Annotated in this window: 15 protein-coding genes; 13 read left to right on the forward strand and 2 right to left on the reverse strand. The window is 60.7% G+C overall.

The annotated features are described in order from the left end of the window. The 6 genes from KQ933_RS29315 to mgtA all read left to right on the forward strand — a co-directional run bounded on the left by KQ933_RS29315 (position 1) and on the right by mgtA (position 9,713). Entirely contained in the window at positions 1-3,117 is a 3,117-nt protein-coding gene (locus KQ933_RS29315) for an efflux RND transporter permease subunit (protein WP_216759487.1), read from the forward strand. A 31-nt stretch (positions 3,118-3,148) separates the two neighbouring features. Then, positions 3,149-4,399 (forward strand): oxalate decarboxylase family bicupin, encoded by a 1,251-nt coding sequence (locus tag KQ933_RS29320; RefSeq protein ID WP_216759488.1) that lies wholly within the window; start codon positions 3,149-3,151, stop codon positions 4,397-4,399. A 146-nt stretch (positions 4,400-4,545) separates the two neighbouring features. Continuing rightward, positions 4,546-5,085: a sigma-70 family RNA polymerase sigma factor gene (locus KQ933_RS29325; protein WP_216759489.1), complete on the forward strand. Its 540-nt coding sequence runs from the start codon at positions 4,546-4,548 to the stop codon at positions 5,083-5,085. Then, on the forward strand, positions 5,072-5,839 hold the full coding sequence (locus KQ933_RS29330; protein ID WP_216759490.1) for an anti-sigma factor: 768 nt from the start codon (positions 5,072-5,074) through the stop codon (positions 5,837-5,839). Before KQ933_RS29325 ends, KQ933_RS29330 begins: the two co-directional genes overlap by 14 nt. Before the next feature lie 20 nt (positions 5,840-5,859). Next, positions 5,860-6,576 (forward strand): Bax inhibitor-1/YccA family protein, encoded by a 717-nt coding sequence (locus tag KQ933_RS29335; RefSeq protein ID WP_184400939.1) that lies wholly within the window; start codon positions 5,860-5,862, stop codon positions 6,574-6,576. 515 nt (positions 6,577-7,091) lie between these two features. After that, positions 7,092-9,713, forward strand: coding sequence for a magnesium-translocating P-type ATPase (gene mgtA, locus KQ933_RS29340; RefSeq protein ID WP_216759491.1), 2,622 nt, complete (start codon positions 7,092-7,094; stop codon positions 9,711-9,713). A gap of 34 nt (positions 9,714-9,747) precedes the next feature. On the opposite strand, the gene KQ933_RS29345 is transcribed toward mgtA, so the two are convergent. Continuing rightward, positions 9,748-11,340, reverse strand: a complete 1,593-nt coding sequence (locus KQ933_RS29345) for a bifunctional aminoglycoside phosphotransferase/ATP-binding protein (RefSeq protein ID WP_216759492.1) — start codon at positions 11,338-11,340, stop codon at positions 9,748-9,750. Positions 11,341-11,478: 138 nt separating this feature from the next. Between KQ933_RS29345 and KQ933_RS29350 the strand changes: the two genes are divergently transcribed. Next, a complete protein-coding gene (locus KQ933_RS29350; protein ID WP_216759493.1) occupies positions 11,479-12,324 on the forward strand; it encodes a 3'(2'),5'-bisphosphate nucleotidase CysQ in 846 nt (281 codons plus the stop codon). A 9-nt stretch (positions 12,325-12,333) separates the two neighbouring features. Here KQ933_RS29350 and KQ933_RS29355 read toward each other — a convergent pair whose 3' ends face one another. Beyond that, a complete protein-coding gene (locus KQ933_RS29355; RefSeq protein WP_216759494.1) occupies positions 12,334-13,317 on the reverse strand; it encodes a zinc-dependent alcohol dehydrogenase family protein in 984 nt (327 codons plus the stop codon). A gap of 181 nt (positions 13,318-13,498) precedes the next feature. On the opposite strand from KQ933_RS29355, the gene KQ933_RS29360 reads away from it, so the two are divergent. The 6 genes from KQ933_RS29360 to KQ933_RS29385 all read left to right on the forward strand — a co-directional run bounded on the left by KQ933_RS29360 (position 13,499) and on the right by KQ933_RS29385 (position 19,090). Continuing rightward, on the forward strand, positions 13,499-13,855 hold the full coding sequence (locus KQ933_RS29360; RefSeq protein ID WP_216759495.1) for an SPW repeat protein: 357 nt from the start codon (positions 13,499-13,501) through the stop codon (positions 13,853-13,855). A gap of 31 nt (positions 13,856-13,886) precedes the next feature. Beyond that, positions 13,887-15,146, forward strand: coding sequence for an MgtC/SapB family protein (locus KQ933_RS29365; protein ID WP_216759496.1), 1,260 nt, complete (start codon positions 13,887-13,889; stop codon positions 15,144-15,146). Between the two features lie 389 nt (positions 15,147-15,535). After that, complete coding sequence (locus tag KQ933_RS29370; RefSeq protein ID WP_216759497.1) at positions 15,536-16,861, forward strand: ABC transporter substrate-binding protein; 1,326 nt, start codon at positions 15,536-15,538, stop codon at positions 16,859-16,861. Positions 16,862-16,962: 101 nt separating this feature from the next. After that, positions 16,963-17,931 carry a carbohydrate ABC transporter permease gene (locus KQ933_RS29375; protein ID WP_216759498.1) on the forward strand — a complete coding sequence of 323 codons (969 nt, stop codon included), beginning with the start codon at positions 16,963-16,965 and terminating at the stop codon, positions 17,929-17,931. Further along, the gene (locus KQ933_RS29380; RefSeq protein WP_216759499.1) at positions 17,928-18,881 is read left to right on the forward strand and encodes a carbohydrate ABC transporter permease; all 954 of its coding nucleotides are present in this window, start codon (positions 17,928-17,930) and stop codon (positions 18,879-18,881) included. Before KQ933_RS29375 ends, KQ933_RS29380 begins: the two co-directional genes overlap by 4 nt. Further along, complete coding sequence (locus tag KQ933_RS29385; protein ID WP_216759500.1) at positions 18,878-19,090, forward strand: hypothetical protein; 213 nt, start codon at positions 18,878-18,880, stop codon at positions 19,088-19,090. Before KQ933_RS29380 ends, KQ933_RS29385 begins: the two co-directional genes overlap by 4 nt.

Consider the following 19,090-nt stretch of genomic DNA (forward strand, 5'->3'; position numbering starts at 1 on the left):
ATGTCGATCTCCTCCTGGTTTATCGAGCGGCCGATCGCCGCCTCGCTGCTGATGGCAGGCCTCTTCGGCATCGGTATCGTCGCCTACCCTCTCCTGCCTGTGGCACCCCTGCCGCAGGTCGATTTTCCGACGATCCAGGTCTCGACACAGCTCCCCGGTGCGGATCCGAAGACCATGGCATCGGCGGTTACCCAGCCGCTGGAGCGGCAGTTCGGCCAGATCCCCGGCGTCACCCAGATGACCTCGACGAGCACGCTCGGCTCGAGCGCGATCACTCTGCAATTCGATCTGTCGCGCGACGTCGATAGCGCCGCTCAGGACGTGCAGACCGCCATCAACGCCGCCGGCGGTCAATTGCCGACAGACCTTCCTTCGCCGCCAACCTATCGCAAGGTCAATCCCGCCGATCCGCCGGTCATGGTTCTTGCGCTCACTTCGGATACCCTGCCGCTGACACAAGTCGACGATTTTGCAGAAAGCGTGCTCGCCCAGCATGTGAGCCAGATCGACGGCGTTTCGCAGGTTCTGATCTTCGGACAGCAGAAGCCGGCCGTGCGCCTGCAGATCGATCCCGGCAAGATCGCCGAGATGGGGCTTTCGCTTGAGGATATCCGCAGCGCCGTGACGGCCATCACCAGCAACGCACCAAAGGGCAGCGTGCAGGGCGGACAGCATACCTATACGATCTATGACAATGACCAGCTCCTGAAGGCCGCCCCCTGGAACGATTCGATCGTCGCTTATCACGACGGCGCTCCGGTGCGCATCAGCGATATCGGTCAGGCGATCGACGGGCCGGAGAACGATCAGCTGGCAGCCTGGGCCGATGGCAAGAGGGCGATCCTCCTGCCGATCTTCAAGCTTCCGGGCGCCAATATCATCGATACGGTCGGTGCGATCCGCGCTGCCCTGCCACAGCTGCAAGCGATCGCACCAGCGGCACTCCACCTCTCCATCCTCAGCGACCGGACGACCACGATCCGCGCCTCGGTAGCGGATGTCGAAACGACGCTTGTCATTACCATCGCCCTTGTCGTCATGGTGATCTTTGTCTTCCTGCGCAATGTCTGGGTGACGGTGATCCCGAGCGTCACGGTGCCGCTGGCGCTCCTGGCCACGCTGGCGCTGATGTATGTCGCTGGCTTCAGCCTCGATAATCTTTCGCTGATGGGCTTGAGTATCGCCGTCGGTTTCGTCGTCGACGATGCGATCGTGATGGTCGAGAACATCCATCGCCACATGGAGATGGATAAAACGCCGAAACAGGCGGCAATCGATGGCGCGCGCGAAATCGGCTTCACCATCATTTCGATCAGCATCTCGCTCGTCGCCGTCTTCATTCCCCTGCTCCTGATGGGCGGCATTGTCGGCCGGCTGTTCCGGGAGTTCGCAATTACAGTGACGATGACGATCGTCGTCTCGGCAATCGTCTCGCTGACCATCACACCGATGATGAGCTCACGCTTCCTGAAGCCGGAAAAAGACGCCCACCATGGCAGGCTTTATGCAATGAGCGAGAAGGCGTTCGACGGGCTTCTTGCCGCCTACCGCTACACGCTCGATATAGCGCTGCGCCATCACCGGCTGACCATGGCAGTCTTCATCGCTTCGCTTGCGGCAACCGGCTTCCTGTTCGTCAATATTCCGAAGGGCTTTTTCCCAATCCAGGACACCGGCCTGATCACCGGTACACTCGAAGCCGCGCAGGATATTTCCTTCGCCGAAATGTCGCGCCATCAGCTCGAGGCAGGCAATATCGTTGCCAGCGATCCCGGTGTTGCGACCGTAGGCATGGCCGTCGGCAGCGGGGCGGGCCAGACCGTCAATAACGGCCGCATGTTCATCACGCTGAAGCCTGAAGACCAGCGCGATGCCTCGGCAAGCGAGATCATCAACCGGCTTCGTCCGAAACTTGCGCAGATGCAGGGTGCAGAGCTCTTCTTGCAGCCAGCGCAAGATGTCAATGTCGGGGGACGGGCCTCGGCCACGCAGTTCCAATATACGCTGCAGGACGGCAATGCCGAGGAGTTGGACGACTGGGCAGCCAAGCTGCTCGCCACATTCAAGACGCTGCCGGAGCTGACCGATGTCGCCACCGACCAGCAGAATAGCGGCGCTACTGTCACGCTTACGATCGACCGTGACCAGGCATCGCGCTTCGGCATTGCGCCGCAAATGATCGACGATACGCTTAACGATGCTTTCGGCCAGCGCCAGGTCACCCAGTATTTCACCGACCTGAACAGCTACCATGTGGTTCTCGAACTCGCACCGCAGTTCCAGAAGTCGCCGCTTGCGATCAACGGCCTCTACATCAAATCGCCGCTGACCGGCGAGCAGGTTCCCTTGAACGAGCTCGTCAAGCAGACGACGGAGCCGACGGCCGTGCTTGCCGTCAACCACCAGAGTCAGTTCCCGGCAGTCACACTCTCGTTCAACCTGGCAAAGGGGATAGCACTCAGCCAGGCTGTTGCCGCCATCGGCAAGGCTGAAGCCGATCTCGGCAAGCCGGCAACCGTCATCGGCACATTCCAGGGCAATGCACAGGCCTATCAGAGCTCGCTCTCAAGTGAACCGCTGCTGGTGCTTGCAGCGATCGCCGTGATCTATCTGATCCTCGGCGTGCTCTACGAGAGCTACTTCCACCCGTTGACGATCCTGTCAACGCTTCCCTCCGCGGGCCTCGGTGCTCTCGCCATGCTCTGGGCCTTCGGCTTTGACTTTACCGTGATCGCACTCATCGGCGTGATTCTCCTTATCGGCATCGTCAAGAAGAACGGCATCATGATCGTTGACTTCGCGATCGCCGCCCAGCGCGATCAGGGACTGTCGCCGGAAGAGGCAATCCGTCAGGCCTGTCTCCTGCGTTTCCGCCCGATCATCATGACGACAGCGGCAGCACTTCTTGCCGGCCTGCCGCTGATGCTCGGCCACGGCACCGGCTCGGAACTGCGCCAGCCTCTCGGCTACGCGATGGTCGGCGGCCTGCTCATCAGCCAGGCAATGACGCTCTACACCACCCCGGTCGTCTACCTCTACCTGGAAAAGCTGAGCCAATTCGTCAGCCGCAGACGGCACGCCACCACCGGCGCCCCAACTCAAGCCCCGGCGGAATAACCCTCCCAATCGACACGAAAGGATAAAAACCATGGAACCTCTTTCTAGACGCACGGTCCTAGCGCTTGGAGCGATGGGCGGAACGGCACTTGCGGCGGGTGCAGCGCACGCAGCGACCTTCGGCAATCCCGATCAGCCGGCAGAAGGGGCGATCAACGCCAATCCTGCCGGGCTCTCCGATCCCGGTCCGAAGAACCCCGCCCTTAATGACCAGTTCCCCTCGTTCGGCAATCCGCCGGCAACCGATGTCGGCGATATGCAGCTTTTCTGGGGGTCGTTTAACAATGCGCCCAAGCGCATCCAGAACGGCGGCTGGGCACGGCAAGTGACGCAATCCGATTTTGCAATTTCCGAAGCGGTCTCCGGCGTCAACATGCGCCTTGGCCCCGGAGGCATCCGTGAGATGCATTGGCACCGGGCTGCCGAGTGGGCGATCATGACAAACGGCCGCTGCCGGGTGACTGTGCTTGATCCGCAGGGCCGCGCCTATGTGCAGGACGTCGAGGCTGGCGATCTCTGGTATTTTCCGGCAGGTTACCCGCACTCGCTGCAGGGCCTCGGGCCTGAAGGCGCCGAGTTCGTCCTCGTCTTCGATGAGGGCGAGCAGTCCGAATATGGCACCCTGCTCCTGACCGACTGGCTGGCGCATACCTCGCCGGAACTGCTCGCCAAGAATTTCGGAGTCCCGCAGGACACGTTCAAGAACATCCCGTTGCAGGATCTCTGGATCTTCCAGGGCAAGGAGCCGGGTCCGCTTTCGGCCGACCAGGAGGCCGTTGCTTCCGCGGGCCTGCCGCCCTACCCCTTTACCTATCGGCTGACGGCATCGGCGCCGCTGAAGCAGAATGCAGCGGGCACGATTCAGCTTGCTGACAGCAGCATGTTCAAAGTTTCCAAGACGATTGCCGCAGCGATCGAGACGATCAAGCCGGGCGGGGTGCGCGAAATGCACTGGCATCCGAATGCCGACGAATGGCAGTACTGGATGAAGGGCGAAGGCCGCATGACGGTGTTCGATGCCGGCCCCCGCAGCCAGACCGCCGATTTCCGGCCCGGCGATATCGGCTATGTCAAAAGGAGCCAGGGCCATATCATCGAAAATACCGGCAAGACGGACCTTCAGTTCGTCGCCGTCTTCAAGGTCGCTGAATATCAGGAAGTCGGCCTCTCCTCGTGGCTCACCCATACGCCGGCCGCCCTCGTTGCCCAGCATCTCAATGTCAGCGTGCAGGACATCGCGAAATTCCCTGCCGACCAGCCGGGGATCATGCCCAAGGGCTGATGCCTTGTATTACGGCTGCAGACACCACCTCCGCCGTGACAAATGGCGGAGGCTTTTGGCGTTCTAAAGCGGCACGCCCTTTCCGGCCGACTAAAAAATCTGCATCACCGCGGAATAAAATCCGCGATGCTTTCGTATACTCAATCATGGAACGGAAAGAACGCCCCTTCGATGTCATCGGTCAGCTCGCAGCGCTTCGGCGCTACGCACGCTCGCTGGTGCGCAATTCGGACGAGGCGGAGGATCTGGTGCACGATGCACTGGTGCGGGCCTTCGAAAAACGCAAGAGCTTCCGCAGCGGCGGAAACCTTCGCACCTGGCTGCTTTCCATTCTGCACAACGCGCATATCGACCGGATGCGGCAGACCCGCTCGCTGACGCGGCGCCATGATGAAGCGGCGATCGAGGCGGAACAGTCTCTGCCAGCCGGGCAGGAACATGCTGTTCGCCTACAACAGGTGCGCAACGCCTTTTTCGATCTGCCGGAAGAGCAGCGCGAGGCACTGCATCTCGTGGCGATTGAGGACCTGTCCTATCAGGAAGCGGCCGACGCGCTCGGCATTCCGGTCGGCACGTTGATGTCGCGCATTTCGCGTGCCCGCGCCCAGCTGCGCGAGTTCGAGGAAAAGACGCCGCGCATCGCGCAGCTGAGATTAATTGGAGGGAACGGCAATGAAGGCGATTGATCCAATCATCGATGCCGATCTCGACGCCTATGTGGACGGCGAGCTCGATGTTGCGCGGCGCATTCAGGTGGAGTCCTATCTGTCCGAGAACCCGGCGATTGCCGCAAAGGTCATGGCCGATCTCAGCGTGAAGGGCGAATTGCGCCTGGCGCTCGCCGGCGAAAGCGCCTTCGGCCGCCCGGAGACGCGCGATGCCGCCCGCAAGCTGGAACGCGGCCTTTCCTATGGCCGCATCCTGCATTCGGTGCAGCGTATCGCTGCTGTCGGTGTTCTGCTCGCCGCCGGCTGGGTGGCACATAATTCCTTCGGCGCCTTCACGGCAACGGAAGTCGCCGCTTCGGTTCCTACGCCAGCCTATGTCGAGGATGCGGTGCGCGCCTATCGCACTGCAGCACTTCGTGAAACCATTCCGTCGCAGACGGCACCGGCCTACAGCGCCGAGGAAATCCGCGCTGCGACCGCAATCGTGATGCCCGAGTTGCCGAAGGGTTGGAAGGTCGCCGATGTGCAGATCTTCCCGTCGGATTTTGGCCCGAGCGTCGAAATGGCAATCGAGGAGATCGACGGCAAGCGCCTGTCGCTCTTCGCCGTCAGGCCGGGTGCCTTCGAGGTAAAGCCGGTCAGTCATATCGCACTTGAAAAAACAGAAGCCGCCTACTGGCAAATCGGCGAAGTCGCTTACGCGCTGATCGCCGACAACAGCGGCGCCAATCTCGATCAGGCAGCCGAAAGGCTTGCCCGATCGCTCTATTAGTTCAACCGAGGAGATCAGTCATGAACCCGATCAATCCCCGCTATGGTTACGGCTCCGGCGCCCAAACACAGGCCCTTTTCGATGAAGGCCTGCGCCAGCACATGCTGCGCGTCTACAATTACATGGCGCTCGGCCTCGTCATCACCGGCATCGTCGCCTTCATCGTCGGCTCGACGCCGGCGCTCTACGTGCCGATTTTCCAAACGCCGCTCAAGTGGGTGGTGATGCTGGCGCCGCTTGCCTTCGTCTTCTTCTTCTCGTTCCGCATCCAGTCGATGTCGTCTAGCACAGCGCAGATGACCTTTTGGGCCTTCTGCGCCGTGATGGGCCTGTCGCTTGCCTCCGTCTTCCTGGTCTTCACCAAGACGAGCATTGCGCAGACCTTCTTCATTACCGCTGCTATGTTCGGCGCGATCAGCCTCTACGGCTACACGACGAAGCGTGATCTTTCGAAGATGGGTTCGTTTCTGATGATGGGTCTGTTCGGCATCATCATTGCCGGCATCGTCAACATCTTCCTCGGCTCGTCCGCGCTGCAGTTCGCGATCTCGGTGATCGGCATCGTCGTCTTCGTCGGCCTCACCGCCTACGACACGCAGAACATCAAGGAACAGTATTCGGAAAACTACGATCAGGAATCGAACCAGAAGCTGGCCGTCTTCGGCGCTCTCTCGCTCTACCTGAACTTCGTCAACATCTTCCAGCTTCTGCTCAATTTCACGGGCGAGCGGGAATAAGGACCGCGCTTCTGGGGGCAATGGAAGCGCAAGAGCGCCCGGTCTGAAATCTGTGACAGGATGGCAGATCGGGTGCTCACCCTAAAGGAAACGGCCGGGCTGGATGTCCGGCCGTTTTTGTTTGTCTCCTGACTTTGGTGCGCAGATCGAGAATCTCTCGGACGCGGTCTTGCCGCCATCACCTATACCGCGGTTGCGTTTCGACGGACTGAGTTTAGACCCGTGCGATTTAGAGAGCTTGGTCGCGTTGGGTACCGCTTGATCAATTGGTCGCTCAAAGAGTGGTTCCAATGGTGAATTCCAGCCATTGCGGCAAATCAAAACCGATATGCATTACCGCGGAGGCAGTTTGACTGTGCTGCAGTGAGCTCCTGGAAACCGACAAATGCCGGAGCGCCCGCAAGCGGTGCGGCAAGGTTAAAATGCTGCACGATCCGTGATCGTAGAATTGACGCGGGTCAATGTCGCAACCTGTGCGCAAGGCAAGCTCTCCCGGCGATCCAGGGAGCGGCGACATGGACAATTCGGCTGATTCCGGCACCACCTATCTCGACAGGAGCACAGGCAATCAGCGCCCCTACTGGGCGCTGCCGCTGCCGGAGCTTCTGCGAGAGCTCAAGTCGAGGCCCTCCGGCCTCACATCGGCGGAAGCGAAAGCGCGGCTGCAGGTATATGGAGCGAATACCGTCGATGCCGCCGGCGACGCGGGTGCGTTCCGCACGCTGCTCAAGCAATTCGTCAGTCCGCTCGTCCTCATCCTGATCTTTGCCGCCATCGTCGCGGCAAGCGTCGGGGAACTGCATGATGCACTGATCATCGGCTGCATCGTTCTCGCAAGCTGCCTGCTCGGATTCACCCAGGAATATGGGGCAAGCCGTGCCGTCGAATCCCTGCGGAAAAGCATATCGCTGTCGGCGACCGTGCTGCGCGACGGCACTGAACGGGCAGTTCCGGCCGCAGCGGTCGTGCCGGGCGACGTGATCAGTCTTTCGGCTGGCAGTCTCGTGCCGGCGGATGCGGTGATCCTGTCGTCTCGAGATCTGAATGTCAGCGAGGCGGCATTGACCGGTGAGACCTTTCCGGTCGGGAAGGCTCCCGGCATCTCGCAGCCTGAAGCCCAGATCGGCAACCGCCTCAACTGCATCTTTACCGGCACCTCCGTGCGGAGCGGTACGGCGACCGCCCTCGTCGTCGCCACCGCCGGCCGAACCGAATTCGCGACGATCGCCCACGCGGTGACGCGTCAACTTCCGGAGACGGAATTCTCCCGCGGCATTCGCCGCTTCGGCTATCTGATGACACAGATCATGCTGGCGATCGTCCTCGTCGTCTTCGTCGCCAATCTCCTGCTGCATCGACCACTGATCGACTCGCTGCTGTTTTCGTTGGCGCTCGCCGTCGGCTTGACGCCGGAGCTGCTGCCGGCGATCATCAGTGTCACGCTGGCGCGCGGTGCCCGGGTGATGGCCAGGCAAGGCGTCATCATCCGCCGCCTGGAGGCGATGGAAAATCTTGGCAGCATGGACCTGCTTTGCACCGACAAGACAGGTACGCTGACGGAAGGCGTCATCCAGCTCAACGGCTGCGTCGACATTGCCGGGGAGGCTTCCGCCCGGGTGCGCCTGCTCGCATCCCTCAATGCAAGCCTGCAGACCGGCCTGAAAAACCCGCTTGACGATGCGATCCTTGCATCGGGCAGTGCTCCGGACGAGATGGCGCACTATCGCAAGGTGGATGAAATTCCCTACGACTTTGCCCGCAAGCGACTTTCCGTCGTCACCCGAGGGGAAGACGGGACCGACCTCATCTGCAAGGGTGCCGTCGCCAATATCCTCACCGTCTGCACATCGGCCAAGGCCGGCGCGATGACACGGCCGCTTGACGCACCGCTGCGCGACGCCATCGAGAAACGCTACCGGAACTGGAGCGAGGACGGCATCCGGGTGATCGCCATTGCCACGCGCCGGTTCCCGGCGGGCAAAACGGGATACGGCAAGGACGACGAGTCCGGGCTTTGCCTGGAGGGTTTCCTGCTGTTCCTCGATCCGCCGAAAGCCGGCGTGAAGGAGGCTCTCGCCGGTCTGAGGCACCGCGGCATTCACATCAAGATCATTTCCGGCGACAATCGTTACGTTGTCCGGCATCTGGCTGAAACCATCGGCCTGAAATCCACCCATCTCCTGACCGGCAGCGAGATCGCCGCGATGAGCACTGACGCGCTTTTTGCCCGCGCGCAGAAGACAAATCTCTTCGTTGAGATCGATCCCAATCAAAAGGAGCGGATCATCAAGGCCCTGCGCCGCGCCCGCCATGTGGTTGGTTATCTCGGCGACGGCATCAATGACGCACCGGCGCTGCACGAGGCCGATATCGGCATTTCCGTCGACAGCGCCGTCGATGTCGCCCGTGAGGCGGCCGATATCGTGCTCCTGCGCCGTGATCTCGACGTGCTGGCGCGCGGTATCGACAATGGCCGGCGAACCTTCGCCAATACGCTGAAATATATCTCGATCGCCACCAGCGCCAATTTCGGCAACATGATCAGTATGGCGGTCGCCTCGCTTTTCCTGCCCTTCCTGCCGCTGCTCGCCAAGCAGATCCTGCTCAACAATCTTCTGGCCGACATACCCTCCATGGCAATTGCCACGGACCGCGTCGAACATGCCGATGTGCTGCGCCCGAAGCGATGGAATATCGCTGCTATTCAGCGCTTCATGCTCTGCTTCGGCCCGATCAGCTCGCTCTTCGATTTCCTGACCTTCGGTTTCCTGATGTTCTTCTTCGGGGCAACCGTCGATCAGTTTCGCACCGGCTGGTTCGTGGAATCGCTGGTCACCCAACTTGCAACCATGCTGATCGTGCGCACCACTGCCGCAAGCTGGAAGAGCCGGCCGAGCCGGCTGCTCTTCGGGACGACGATGCTCATCGGCATTGTCGCCATTGCCCTGCCCTACCTGCCATTTGCCGGCACTTTCGGCTTCGTACCCCTTCCACTGCCCCTGCTTGGCGGCCTGCTCGGTATTTCGTTGGCCTTTGCCGTGACCCTCGAAATTGCAAAGCGCTTCTTCTTCCACCGGCGCGATGACAAACATGGCTCACTGCGGAGGGCCGCTGGTCATAGTTCACCAACGGCGTAAAGCCGCCCCCCCTGCGGACCCTCACTGCAGCCGGTCAAAGAGCAGTATTGGGATGGCTTGGAGAAACCGTGCGGGCTGCGGCATTTGCGCGGACGGGTTCTGAGCCATTCGTCCCGATGAGATGGATGATCTCGTCGGCGATCCTTTCCGCAGACCGGGTGGCATCGAGACGCGGCCATGCAACGGCACCTGTATCATGCGCAAGCTGATGCGCCAGGATATCGACCGTCGCGTCAGAGGGGCCGCCGGCCCTTGCCGCAACGCGCCGCAGCAGCAATGCCGGATCAGCTTCGAGCCAGAAGGCTGAGAAGGGATGGTGACATTCTTCTGCCGCTTGCTCGATCATACGCCTGTTGGCCGGCTTGTCGAAGACCGCATCGGCCACCGCGCAACCGCCTTCCGCGAGGATGAGGCGGGCTCGCCAAGCCATCTCCTCATAGACCTTTGTGGAAATCTCGGGCCGATATGCAGCCTGCGGCAGCCTGGTCTCGGCTGGAACATCATGCATCGCCTTGCGAATACGGTCGCTTTCGATAATGCGCGCGCCCGGCGCCTGACCAATGCGCGGCGCCAGCGCTTCTGCAAGCGTCGTCTTTCCCGATCCGCTGAGGCCGCCGATGGCCACGAGCCGTCCTGCCACCGGCTGCAACAAGGAGCGGGCAAGCTGGAAATAGGAGCGCGCCTCGCCGGCCAGCATCGCCGCCCGCTCGCCCGCGTCTTCCGCCTGGGTGGCGGTGACATGCGCGCGCACGGCCGCACGCACGGCGATGAAGAAAGGCAGCGCGGCAAAGCCGTCTTCCTCATCCATCTCGTCGAGATAACGGTTCATCACCAGATTTGCGAATTCGGGATGCCCGCGGTGCCAGAGGTCCATCAACAGGAAGGCCAAGTCATAAAGGATATCGGTCGTTGCGATCTGGTCGTTGAACTCGATGCAATCGAACAGGCACGGTTGGCCATCGAGCAGGAAGATATTGCGAAGATGCAGGTCGCCATGACAACGCCGAACCTTGCCCGCCTGTTCACGCTGGTCCAGCAGGCCGGCAAGCTGGGTCAGACGGCGGTCGAAGGCCGCTGTCAGTTCGCCAACCTCGTCGGGTGAAAAAACATCGCTGGTCGCAAAGCCGGCCTCGTTGACCTTCAGGACGGCAGCCATATTGGCCGCGCCCGAACCATCATGGATGATCGGGGCGAGACGGTGGAACCGGACGATCGCCTTCGCAAGCGAGGTCACCATCGATGGCGTCAGTCCGCCTGACGTGGCGATGCGGTCGAGCAACAGCGACTGATCGAAACGCCGCATTTCCACCAGCGCGTCAACCAATTGCCCCTGGCCGTCGAGTGCAAGATTGCCGTCGCCTTCCAGCGTGATCGTCCTGACGCCGAGATAGATGCCGGGCGCGGTCGGCGTATTCAATTCGACTTCCTTGCGGCATGCCGCCAGCCGTATCTCCGGGGAGGAGAAATCGGCATAGGGCAACTTCACGGCGCGCTTCATCTTGTAGGCCCGCTCTCCTACCAGGAAGATCCGCGATATATGTGTCTCGATCGTTTCGACGGGCGCTGCATTCCGAGACAACGCGTTCTTCAGAAAGGAAATGGTTGCCGACTGGTCTTCGGTGATCATCTGCAGACCTTTCAATTGCCATATAGCCTTGCAAGCATTGCGATCCTCCCGGGACAACGCATTGACCCGTATCAATGATCGGATCGTCGCCGCAGAATAGGAAAGAATAGACATCGTGCAGTTGGCGGGGAGATAATGATGGACCTGTCTTCAAGAAGGCAGCTTGTCGAAACACTGATCCCGATCATTCGAAAGGCCGGCAAGGCCGCGCTCGAGCTGCAGAAGAATGACCTTGCCGCCAGAACCAAGGAAGACGGCACGCCCGTCACCGCCGCCGATCTTGCCAGCCACGCGATCCTTCGCGCGGCATGCCTGGCATCCTTCCCGGCAATCCCCGTCATCAGCGAGGAGGATACTCCTACTGCCCGGGCCGGTCAGGATACGGATGCCGCAATCCTCCTGATCGATCCCCTCGACGGCACCAAGGAGTTCATAAAAGGCAGCGACGAATTTGCCGTCAACATTGCTCTGGTCGAAGACGGGCGCGTCAGCGCCGGTCTGATCTACGCGCCTGCTCGCGACCGGCTCTTCTTATCCTGGGGTGCCGGGCTTGCCTTCGAACAGACAGCCGCCGGCCTTCGACGCAAGCTCCCGTACCCCCTCGCGCCGAGGCTTCAGCCGATTGCCCTCGTCAGCCGTTCCCATTGCGATCCGCGGACCGAAGCCCTTCTCGCGGCACTGCAGCCCTGCGACGTGCAAGCAATGGGATCGTCGCTGAAATTCGCGCTGGTGGCTGCCGCCGAGGCCGATTTCTATCTGCGGCTCGGTCCGACGATGATTTGGGATTGCGCTGCCGGCCAGGCGATCATCGAGGCTGCGGGCGGCGCAGTTCTGCGGGCTGACGGATCGTCGCTCGCCTACCGCTCCAATCGCGCACAAAAAGTGGACGGTTTCATTGGTGCACGCACGCCGCAGCTTGCGGCGCGCGTGGTTACCGCCATGAAGGCGCTCGAAAGCGAAACCAGCGTCGCCACATCCCAATAGCGCCGCCGCTCAAGGCTTCAGGACGGCCGCCCCGCTCAGACGACCGGCGCGCAAATCGTCGAGCGCCGCATTGGCGTCGGCAAGCGGATAGGTTTTCGTGTGGGTCCGGACAGCTGCCTGATAAGCGACGGGGAAAAATTCCTCAGCGTCCTTCCTCGTCAGATTGGCGACCGAAACCACGGCTCGCTCCCCCCATATCAGGGCATATGGCATTGCCGGCAGGTCGCTCATGTGGATACCTCCGCAGACGACCTTGCCTCCCTTCCGCACCCCCTTCAATGCGGCCGGCACGAGTTCGCCCACGGGCGCAAAGATGATCGCCGCATCGAGCGCGACGGGCGGCGGCTCATCCGAGCCTCCTGCCCAGACGGCGCCGAGTTCGAGCGCGAAGCGTTGCGCTGCCTCGTCGCCTGGGCGTGAGAAGGCGTAGACCTCGCGACCCTGCCACCGGCAGATCTGCGCGATGATATGTGCGGCCGCCCCGAACCCGTAGAGCCCGATCCTCTTGCCGTCACCGGCCTTCTTCAGCGAACGCCAGCCGATAAGGCCGGCGCAGAGAAGCGGAGCGAGGGCAACGGGATCGGCCGCACTATCGAGCACAAAGGCATAATCGGCATCCGCAACCACATGGGTGGCAAAGCCCCCGTCACGCGTGTAGCCGGTAAACTGCGGCTCATCGCAGAGGTTTTCCTCTCCGCTCCGGCAGAAGCAACAGCAACCGCATGTGTGGCCGAGCCAGGGCACGCCGACCCTTTGACCGATGCGCGACGGCGCGATCCCCTCCCCCACCGCCTCGACGATGCCGACGATCTCATGGCCGGGAATGAGCGGAAGCTTCGGGTTGGCGAGATCGCCATCGCAGACATGAAGATCCGTCCTGCACACGGCGCAGGCCTCGACCTTGAGCATCAGCTGCCCCGCTGCCGGCACCGGATCAGGTCGGTCCACCGCACGCAGGGGCACACCGATCGCTTCCAGGATCATTGCCTTCATAAGCTGCTCCTTATCTCGAGGATGTCATGATCCCGAACCCACGGCAAACGGTCATTGACGGTTGTCAAAAACAGGCCATGTGCGCCCATAGAAATTTCTTCACCGCGAAGATTTTGATCCGGCGCAATGAGGCAGGCCGCCAGTTGTGATTGGCTTTCGTGAAAAACAGGGAGATCGAGAAATGGACCGTCGTCGTTGGCAAGACCACAGCGCCTTCATCATCGGGGTATGGCTTATCGCCTCCCCCTGGGCACTTGGAAGCTTCAGTCCGGACTCCGTGCCGCTCGGCATTGACGCTTGGAATATCCTCGTCTGCGGCGTCGCCGTCGCCATCCTCAGCGCTGCAGCATTCGCCTCCTACCGTCTATGGGAGGAGTGGGGTAATCTCCTGATCGGTATCTGGCTTGTTGTTTCGCCATGGATGCTCCACAACGCCGAAAGGCCGCTCTTCGTCTGGAATGCCGTGATCTGCGGCTTCTTTCTTATGGTTCTCGGCATATCCGTTCTTCGCAACGCGAAGGCGCGAGAAGACCTCTGAAGAAACGTACGGCGGCGATCGGACCTCGGACATGTCGGCACTGGTAATGATGGAAGCATTTCAGCGCCTCAGTCTGGCGCTTGCGATCGGTATCCTCGTCGGCATCGAGCGCGGCTGGCAGGAGCGCGAGGCTGCGCCGGGCAAAAGGGTCGCGGGCATCAGAACCTATGGCCTCTCAAGTTTCCTCGGCGGCCTGTGCGGATTCCTCCAGCCTATGACAGGAGCGATCCTGCCCGTTGTTATCTTTGCGTTCTTCTGCATCACGATCCTCGTGTTCAGCATCTTGCAGGCGTCCCGCGATGAGGATTACAGCGCAACGGCTGCCATTGCGGCAATCATGGTATTCGTACTGGGTTTTTCCGCCGTCGTTGCCGACATGACGGTGACCGCGGCAGGTGCCGTTGCGATAACGGTCCTTCTTGCGGCGCGCGAACCGCTGCATGGGTTCCTTCGACGATTGACCTGGCTTGAGCTCAGGGCGGCCTTGATCCTGCTGACGATGACGGTCGTCGTCTTACCGATCCTGCCCAACGCCCCGATCGATCGCTGGCAGACGATCAATCCTTTCGAGCTCTGGATGATGACGATCCTCGTCGGAGCCGTATCCTTCGCCGGTTATGTGCTGATCAGGCTCACCGGCGCACGTGCCGGCATCTTGATGACGGGCGCAAGCGGCGGCATCGTCTCTTCGACAGCCTTGACGCTTTCCTTCGCCCGCCAGTCGTCGCAGACGCCTGGACTGTCCCATCTGCTTTCGGCCGGTGCAATGCTGGCGGGGGCGGTCTCCCTCGCCCGTACGCTTCTGATCTGCAGCGTCGTTGGGCCAACCGTTCTGAAGGAGCTTGCACCGTTGGTCGCTCCGGCGGCCGTCGTCTTCGCCATTGCCGGCGGCCTTATCGGATCGTTGCGGCGTAGCGACGATACTCCCGATTTTTCACCGAAAAACCCGCTGGAGATCATGGTCGCGCTTCGTTTTGCCCTTGTTCTGGCCGTTGTAATAATCTTGACGCGGGCGACGCTGATCGTCTTTGGAACGCAATCGCTACTTGCCCTTGCCTTCATCACCGGTCTCGGAGATCTCGACGCAATAACCCTCTCGGTCGCCAAACTGTCATCGGGCCAACTGTCCGCGGACGCGGCGGCTTACGCCATCGCGGTCGCCGCCTTCGCCAATCTTCTTGCAAAAGCAGTGCTTGCTGCAAGTATCGGCAGTTTCGCCTTTGCAGTCCGACTGGCGATCGCAACGACCGTCGCCGCTCTTGCCGGAATGGCTGGATTTCTTTTGGCATGAGCGCGGACAGACCTTGCGGCCGGTTTCTCTTTCAACCCGCAATCCCCGCCGCGATCCGTCTGCGCGGACACCAGTCGATCTCCCTTCAATAGATTGATCATACGCGGCGCGTTCCCTCCTGCCCATAGCGTCGTTCCGACCTCCGGGCATCACGCCGGCAGCCCGTCGGCGCGGCACGCCAGGGTCCTGAACTGTTCAACAGGCCAGCAATCTGCATCATCACGAGATGGATGACCGGACCGCGACGATTGTTACTTGCAATGTTTATAAAATCGTCTATCACTAAACATATTGCTAAACATGAGGGTTGAGGAGTTCATGTAGGCATTTTCTGAAATTGGTGGACTTGCATGTCGGCGGGGAGCCGGCTTTGGTTCTGGGAGGAACGTATGCAAAAGAAATCGAAAGCCCTTCTCGGGCTGGCCTCGGCATTTGTCATGTCGTCGGCGCTGCCCAATCTCGCAAAAGCTGACCAACTGACACTCTGCTGGGCGGCCTGGGACCCGGCGAACGCGCTGGTCGAACTCTCGAAAGATTTCACCGCCAAAACCGGCACCGAAATGAAGTTCGAGTTCGTACCGTGGACCAGCTATGCCGACCGCTTTCTCAACGAACTGAACTCTCACGGAAAGCTCTGCGACCTGATCATCGGCGACAGCCAGTGGATCGGCGGCTCGGCCGAAAACGGCCACTACGTCAAGCTCAACGACTTCTTCGACAAGGAAGGCATCAAGATGGATGACTTCGTGCCGGCGACGGTGGTTGGCTATTCGGAATGGCCGAAGAATACGCCGAACTACTGGGCGCTGCCTGCCATGGGCGACGTGGTTGGCTGGACCTATCGCAAGGACTGGTTCGAGCGGCCGGAACTGCAGAAGGAATTCAAGGAAAAGTACGGCCGGGAGCTCGCCGCACCCAAGACCTACGACGAACTGAAGCAGATCGCCGAGTTCTTCCAGAAGCGCGAAATCGACGGGAAGACTGTCTACGGTGCTTCGATCTATACCGAGCGCGGTTCCGAAGGCATCACGATGGGTGTAACCAACGTGCTGTATGACTGGGGTTTCCAGTACGACAACCCTGAAAAGCCCTACGAAATGCAAGGCTTCGTCAATTCTGCCGATGCGGTGAAGGGGCTGGAATTCTACAAGTCGCTCTATGATTGCTGCACTCCGCCCGGCAGTTCCAATGTCTACATGGTCGAGTCGGCCGACGCCTTCAAATCCGGCCAGGTCGCGATGCAGATGAATTTCGCCTTCACCTGGCCTGGCCTCTATAAGGACGAGAAGGTGGGTGGCGACAGGATCGGTTTCTTCCCCAATCCGGCTGAAAAGAAGCACTTCGCTCAGCTCGGCGGACAGGGCATTTCGGTCGTTTCCTATTCCGACAAGAAGGATGCCGCCCTGCAATACATCAAATGGTTCGCCCAGCCGGAGGTGCAGGCGAAATGGTGGCAGCTCGGCGGCTATTCCTGCCTGAAATCGGTGGTGAACGCCCCTGATTTTGCGTCCAGCCAGCCTTATGCCCAGGCTTTCCTGGACTCAATGGCAATCGTGAAGGATTTCTGGGCCGAGCCAAGCTACGCAACCCTCCTGCAGGACATGCAGAAGCGCGTTCATAACTATGTCGTGGCCGGCAACGGCACCGCGCAAGAGGCGCTTGATGGCCTGGTGAAAGACTGGACCGAAGTCTTCGAGGACGATGGCAAGATCTAGTGTCCGGCTGGACGCGCAACCTTCTTGCCAGAATGGCGGCCCGGCTCGCCAAGACTGCCGGGCCGCCACATGTCTCATATACGCGAAGACCAGGTGACACCTTGAACATTTCCTCTTCCTCCATGGTCGAGAAGGCTGCGGACGCAACTGCAAGGGCGATGCCGACATCGGTTGTCCGCCGCCTCCGCGGACTATCCGATCGAGCGATCGCCTGGGTCTTTATCGCGCCCACCATTATCCTGCTTCTCGCCATCAACATCTTTCCGCTGATCTGGGCGATCTATCTGTCGTTCACGAATTATCGCGCCAACCGTCCGAATGCGCCGGTCCTGAACGTTGGATTGGGCAATTACGAGCGGGTGCTCAACGACCCCGACATCTGGCAGGCGATGCAGACGACGGCGCACTTCGTCTTCTGGACGATCCTGCTGCAGACGGTCATCGGTTTTGCGCTCGCCTATCTGATCGACCGCAAGTTTCGCGGCCACGCCTTCTGGACGACGCTGATCCTGATCCCGATGATGCTGTCTCCAGCCGTCGTCGGCAACTTCTGGCGCTTCCTCTACGAGCCGCAGATCGGTCTCTTCGCCTATGCCGTTTCGCTGGTCACCGGCATCCCGACAGCCGACATCCAGATGCTCGGCAGTGTTTCGCTGGCACCGTGGGCGATCATTATCGTCGACACCTGGATGTGGACGCCGTACGTCATGCTGATCTGCCTGGCAGGCCTGCGTTCCATCCCCGATTATATTTATGAGGCAGCCGAGGTGGACCGCGCTTCCGCCTGGCGGCAATTCTGGTCGATCACCGTGCCGATGGCGCTGCCCTTCATCATGCTTGCGGTGCTGTTTCGCGGCATCGAGAATTTCAAGATGTTCGACATGGTGACACTGCTGACAGGTGGTGGCCCGGGCTCGACCACCGAGGTTGCCTCCATCACCTTGAAGCGGGCCGCCTTCGAGAGCTGGGCAACCGGACGGGCGTCGGCCTTTGCCATCGTCCTCTTCGTTGCCGTGTTCGGTCTTGCGAACATCTACGTCAAGGCACTCAACAAGGTGAAGCAGCGATGAGCTCGGTTACCTCAGCCCATTCGGTCGTCGAGCCGAGCCCGACCAGCAAGCGGATCGCCGGCGCCATCGTGATCCTCTACGCGCTGATCACGATGATCCCGCTCGTCTGGATTTTCCTGACCAGTATCAAATCTCCGCCGGATTCCATCAGCTATCCTCCGAAAATCGTCTTTGCGCCGACCTTGGAAGGCTACTGCAATCTGCTGACGACGAGAACGCGCCAGACACCGGAATACATCGCCTCCCTGCCTGCACCGACCGGCACCTGTGATGAGGTGACCCGCAAGCGAAACATGGTCATTGCGGGTCCCTCGAATTTCCTGCCACGCTTTGCCAATTCTCTGGTGATTGCCTTCGGCTCGACGTTTCTGGCCGTATTGTTGGGAACCTTGGCCGCCTACGGCTTCTCCCGTTTCAGGGTGCCGCTCGCCGACGACCTTCTATTCTTCATCCTGTCGACGCGCATGATGCCGCCCATCGCGGTCGCCATACCGATCTATCTGATGTACCGCGAGCTTGGCCTCTCCGACACGGCGCTGGGCATGATCCTGCTCTACACGGCAGTCAACGTCTCGCTCGCCGTCTGGCTGCTGAAAGGCTTCATCGACGAGATCCCGCGCGAATATGAAGAGGCTGCGATGATCGACGGCTACACCCGGCTGCAGGCCTTCTGGAAAGTCGTCCTGCCGCAGGCAACCACCGGCATCGCCGCCACTGCGATCTTCTGCCTGATCTTTGCCTGGAACGAATATGCCTTTGTCGCACTGCTGACCTCGGGTGAAGCCCAGACGGCACCGCCATTCATCCCGACGATCATCGGCGAAGGCGGCCAGGACTGGCCCGCCGTTGCTGCGGGAACAACAATCTTCCTGATCCCGATCCTCGTCTTTACCATTCTGCTGCGCAAGCAGCTCCTGCGCGGCATTACCTTCGGAGCGGTTCGCAAATGACCCATCTCAGCGAGACCCCACGTCCATCCCGCCCGAAGCGCCCCTTCTTTTTGCGCCGGGGGCCTATGGAGAACATCGCGACCGCCTTGATTGCCGTCGGTTTCCTCATGCTCTTCCAGCCGTTCCTTCTCGTGCTCTATACCTATTCGTTGGTAACGCTGCTCGCAGGCACCGCGATGTTCATCATCGTCTCGAAGTTTCCGGAGTGA

It is taken from the genome of Rhizobium sp. WYJ-E13 (genome assembly GCF_018987265.1).
In the GTDB taxonomy this organism is placed as follows: Bacteria; Pseudomonadota; Alphaproteobacteria; order Rhizobiales; family Rhizobiaceae; genus Rhizobium.

Excerpts from the sequence above, each read along its gene's own strand:
- KQ933_RS29315 (WP_216759487.1), top strand. The coding sequence starts at position 1 with ATGTCGATCTCCTCCTGGTTTATCGAGCGGCCGATCGCCGCCTCGCTG.
- KQ933_RS29320 (WP_216759488.1), top strand. The coding sequence starts at position 3,149 with ATGGAACCTCTTTCTAGACGCACGGTCCTAGCGCTTGGAGCGATGGGC.
- KQ933_RS29325 (WP_216759489.1), top strand. The coding sequence starts at position 4,546 with ATGGAACGGAAAGAACGCCCCTTCGATGTCATCGGTCAGCTCGCAGCG.
- KQ933_RS29330 (WP_216759490.1), top strand. The coding sequence starts at position 5,072 with ATGAAGGCGATTGATCCAATCATCGATGCCGATCTCGACGCCTATGTG.
- KQ933_RS29335 (WP_184400939.1), top strand. The coding sequence starts at position 5,860 with ATGAACCCGATCAATCCCCGCTATGGTTACGGCTCCGGCGCCCAAACA.
- mgtA (WP_216759491.1), top strand. The coding sequence starts at position 7,092 with ATGGACAATTCGGCTGATTCCGGCACCACCTATCTCGACAGGAGCACA.
- KQ933_RS29345 (WP_216759492.1), bottom strand. The coding sequence starts at position 11,340 with ATGATCACCGAAGACCAGTCGGCAACCATTTCCTTTCTGAAGAACGCG.
- KQ933_RS29350 (WP_216759493.1), top strand. The coding sequence starts at position 11,479 with ATGGACCTGTCTTCAAGAAGGCAGCTTGTCGAAACACTGATCCCGATC.
- KQ933_RS29355 (WP_216759494.1), bottom strand. The coding sequence starts at position 13,317 with ATGAAGGCAATGATCCTGGAAGCGATCGGTGTGCCCCTGCGTGCGGTG.
- KQ933_RS29360 (WP_216759495.1), top strand. The coding sequence starts at position 13,499 with ATGGACCGTCGTCGTTGGCAAGACCACAGCGCCTTCATCATCGGGGTA.
- KQ933_RS29365 (WP_216759496.1), top strand. The coding sequence starts at position 13,887 with ATGTCGGCACTGGTAATGATGGAAGCATTTCAGCGCCTCAGTCTGGCG.
- KQ933_RS29370 (WP_216759497.1), top strand. The coding sequence starts at position 15,536 with ATGCAAAAGAAATCGAAAGCCCTTCTCGGGCTGGCCTCGGCATTTGTC.
- KQ933_RS29380 (WP_216759499.1), top strand. The coding sequence starts at position 17,928 with ATGAGCTCGGTTACCTCAGCCCATTCGGTCGTCGAGCCGAGCCCGACC.
- KQ933_RS29385 (WP_216759500.1), top strand. The coding sequence starts at position 18,878 with ATGACCCATCTCAGCGAGACCCCACGTCCATCCCGCCCGAAGCGCCCC.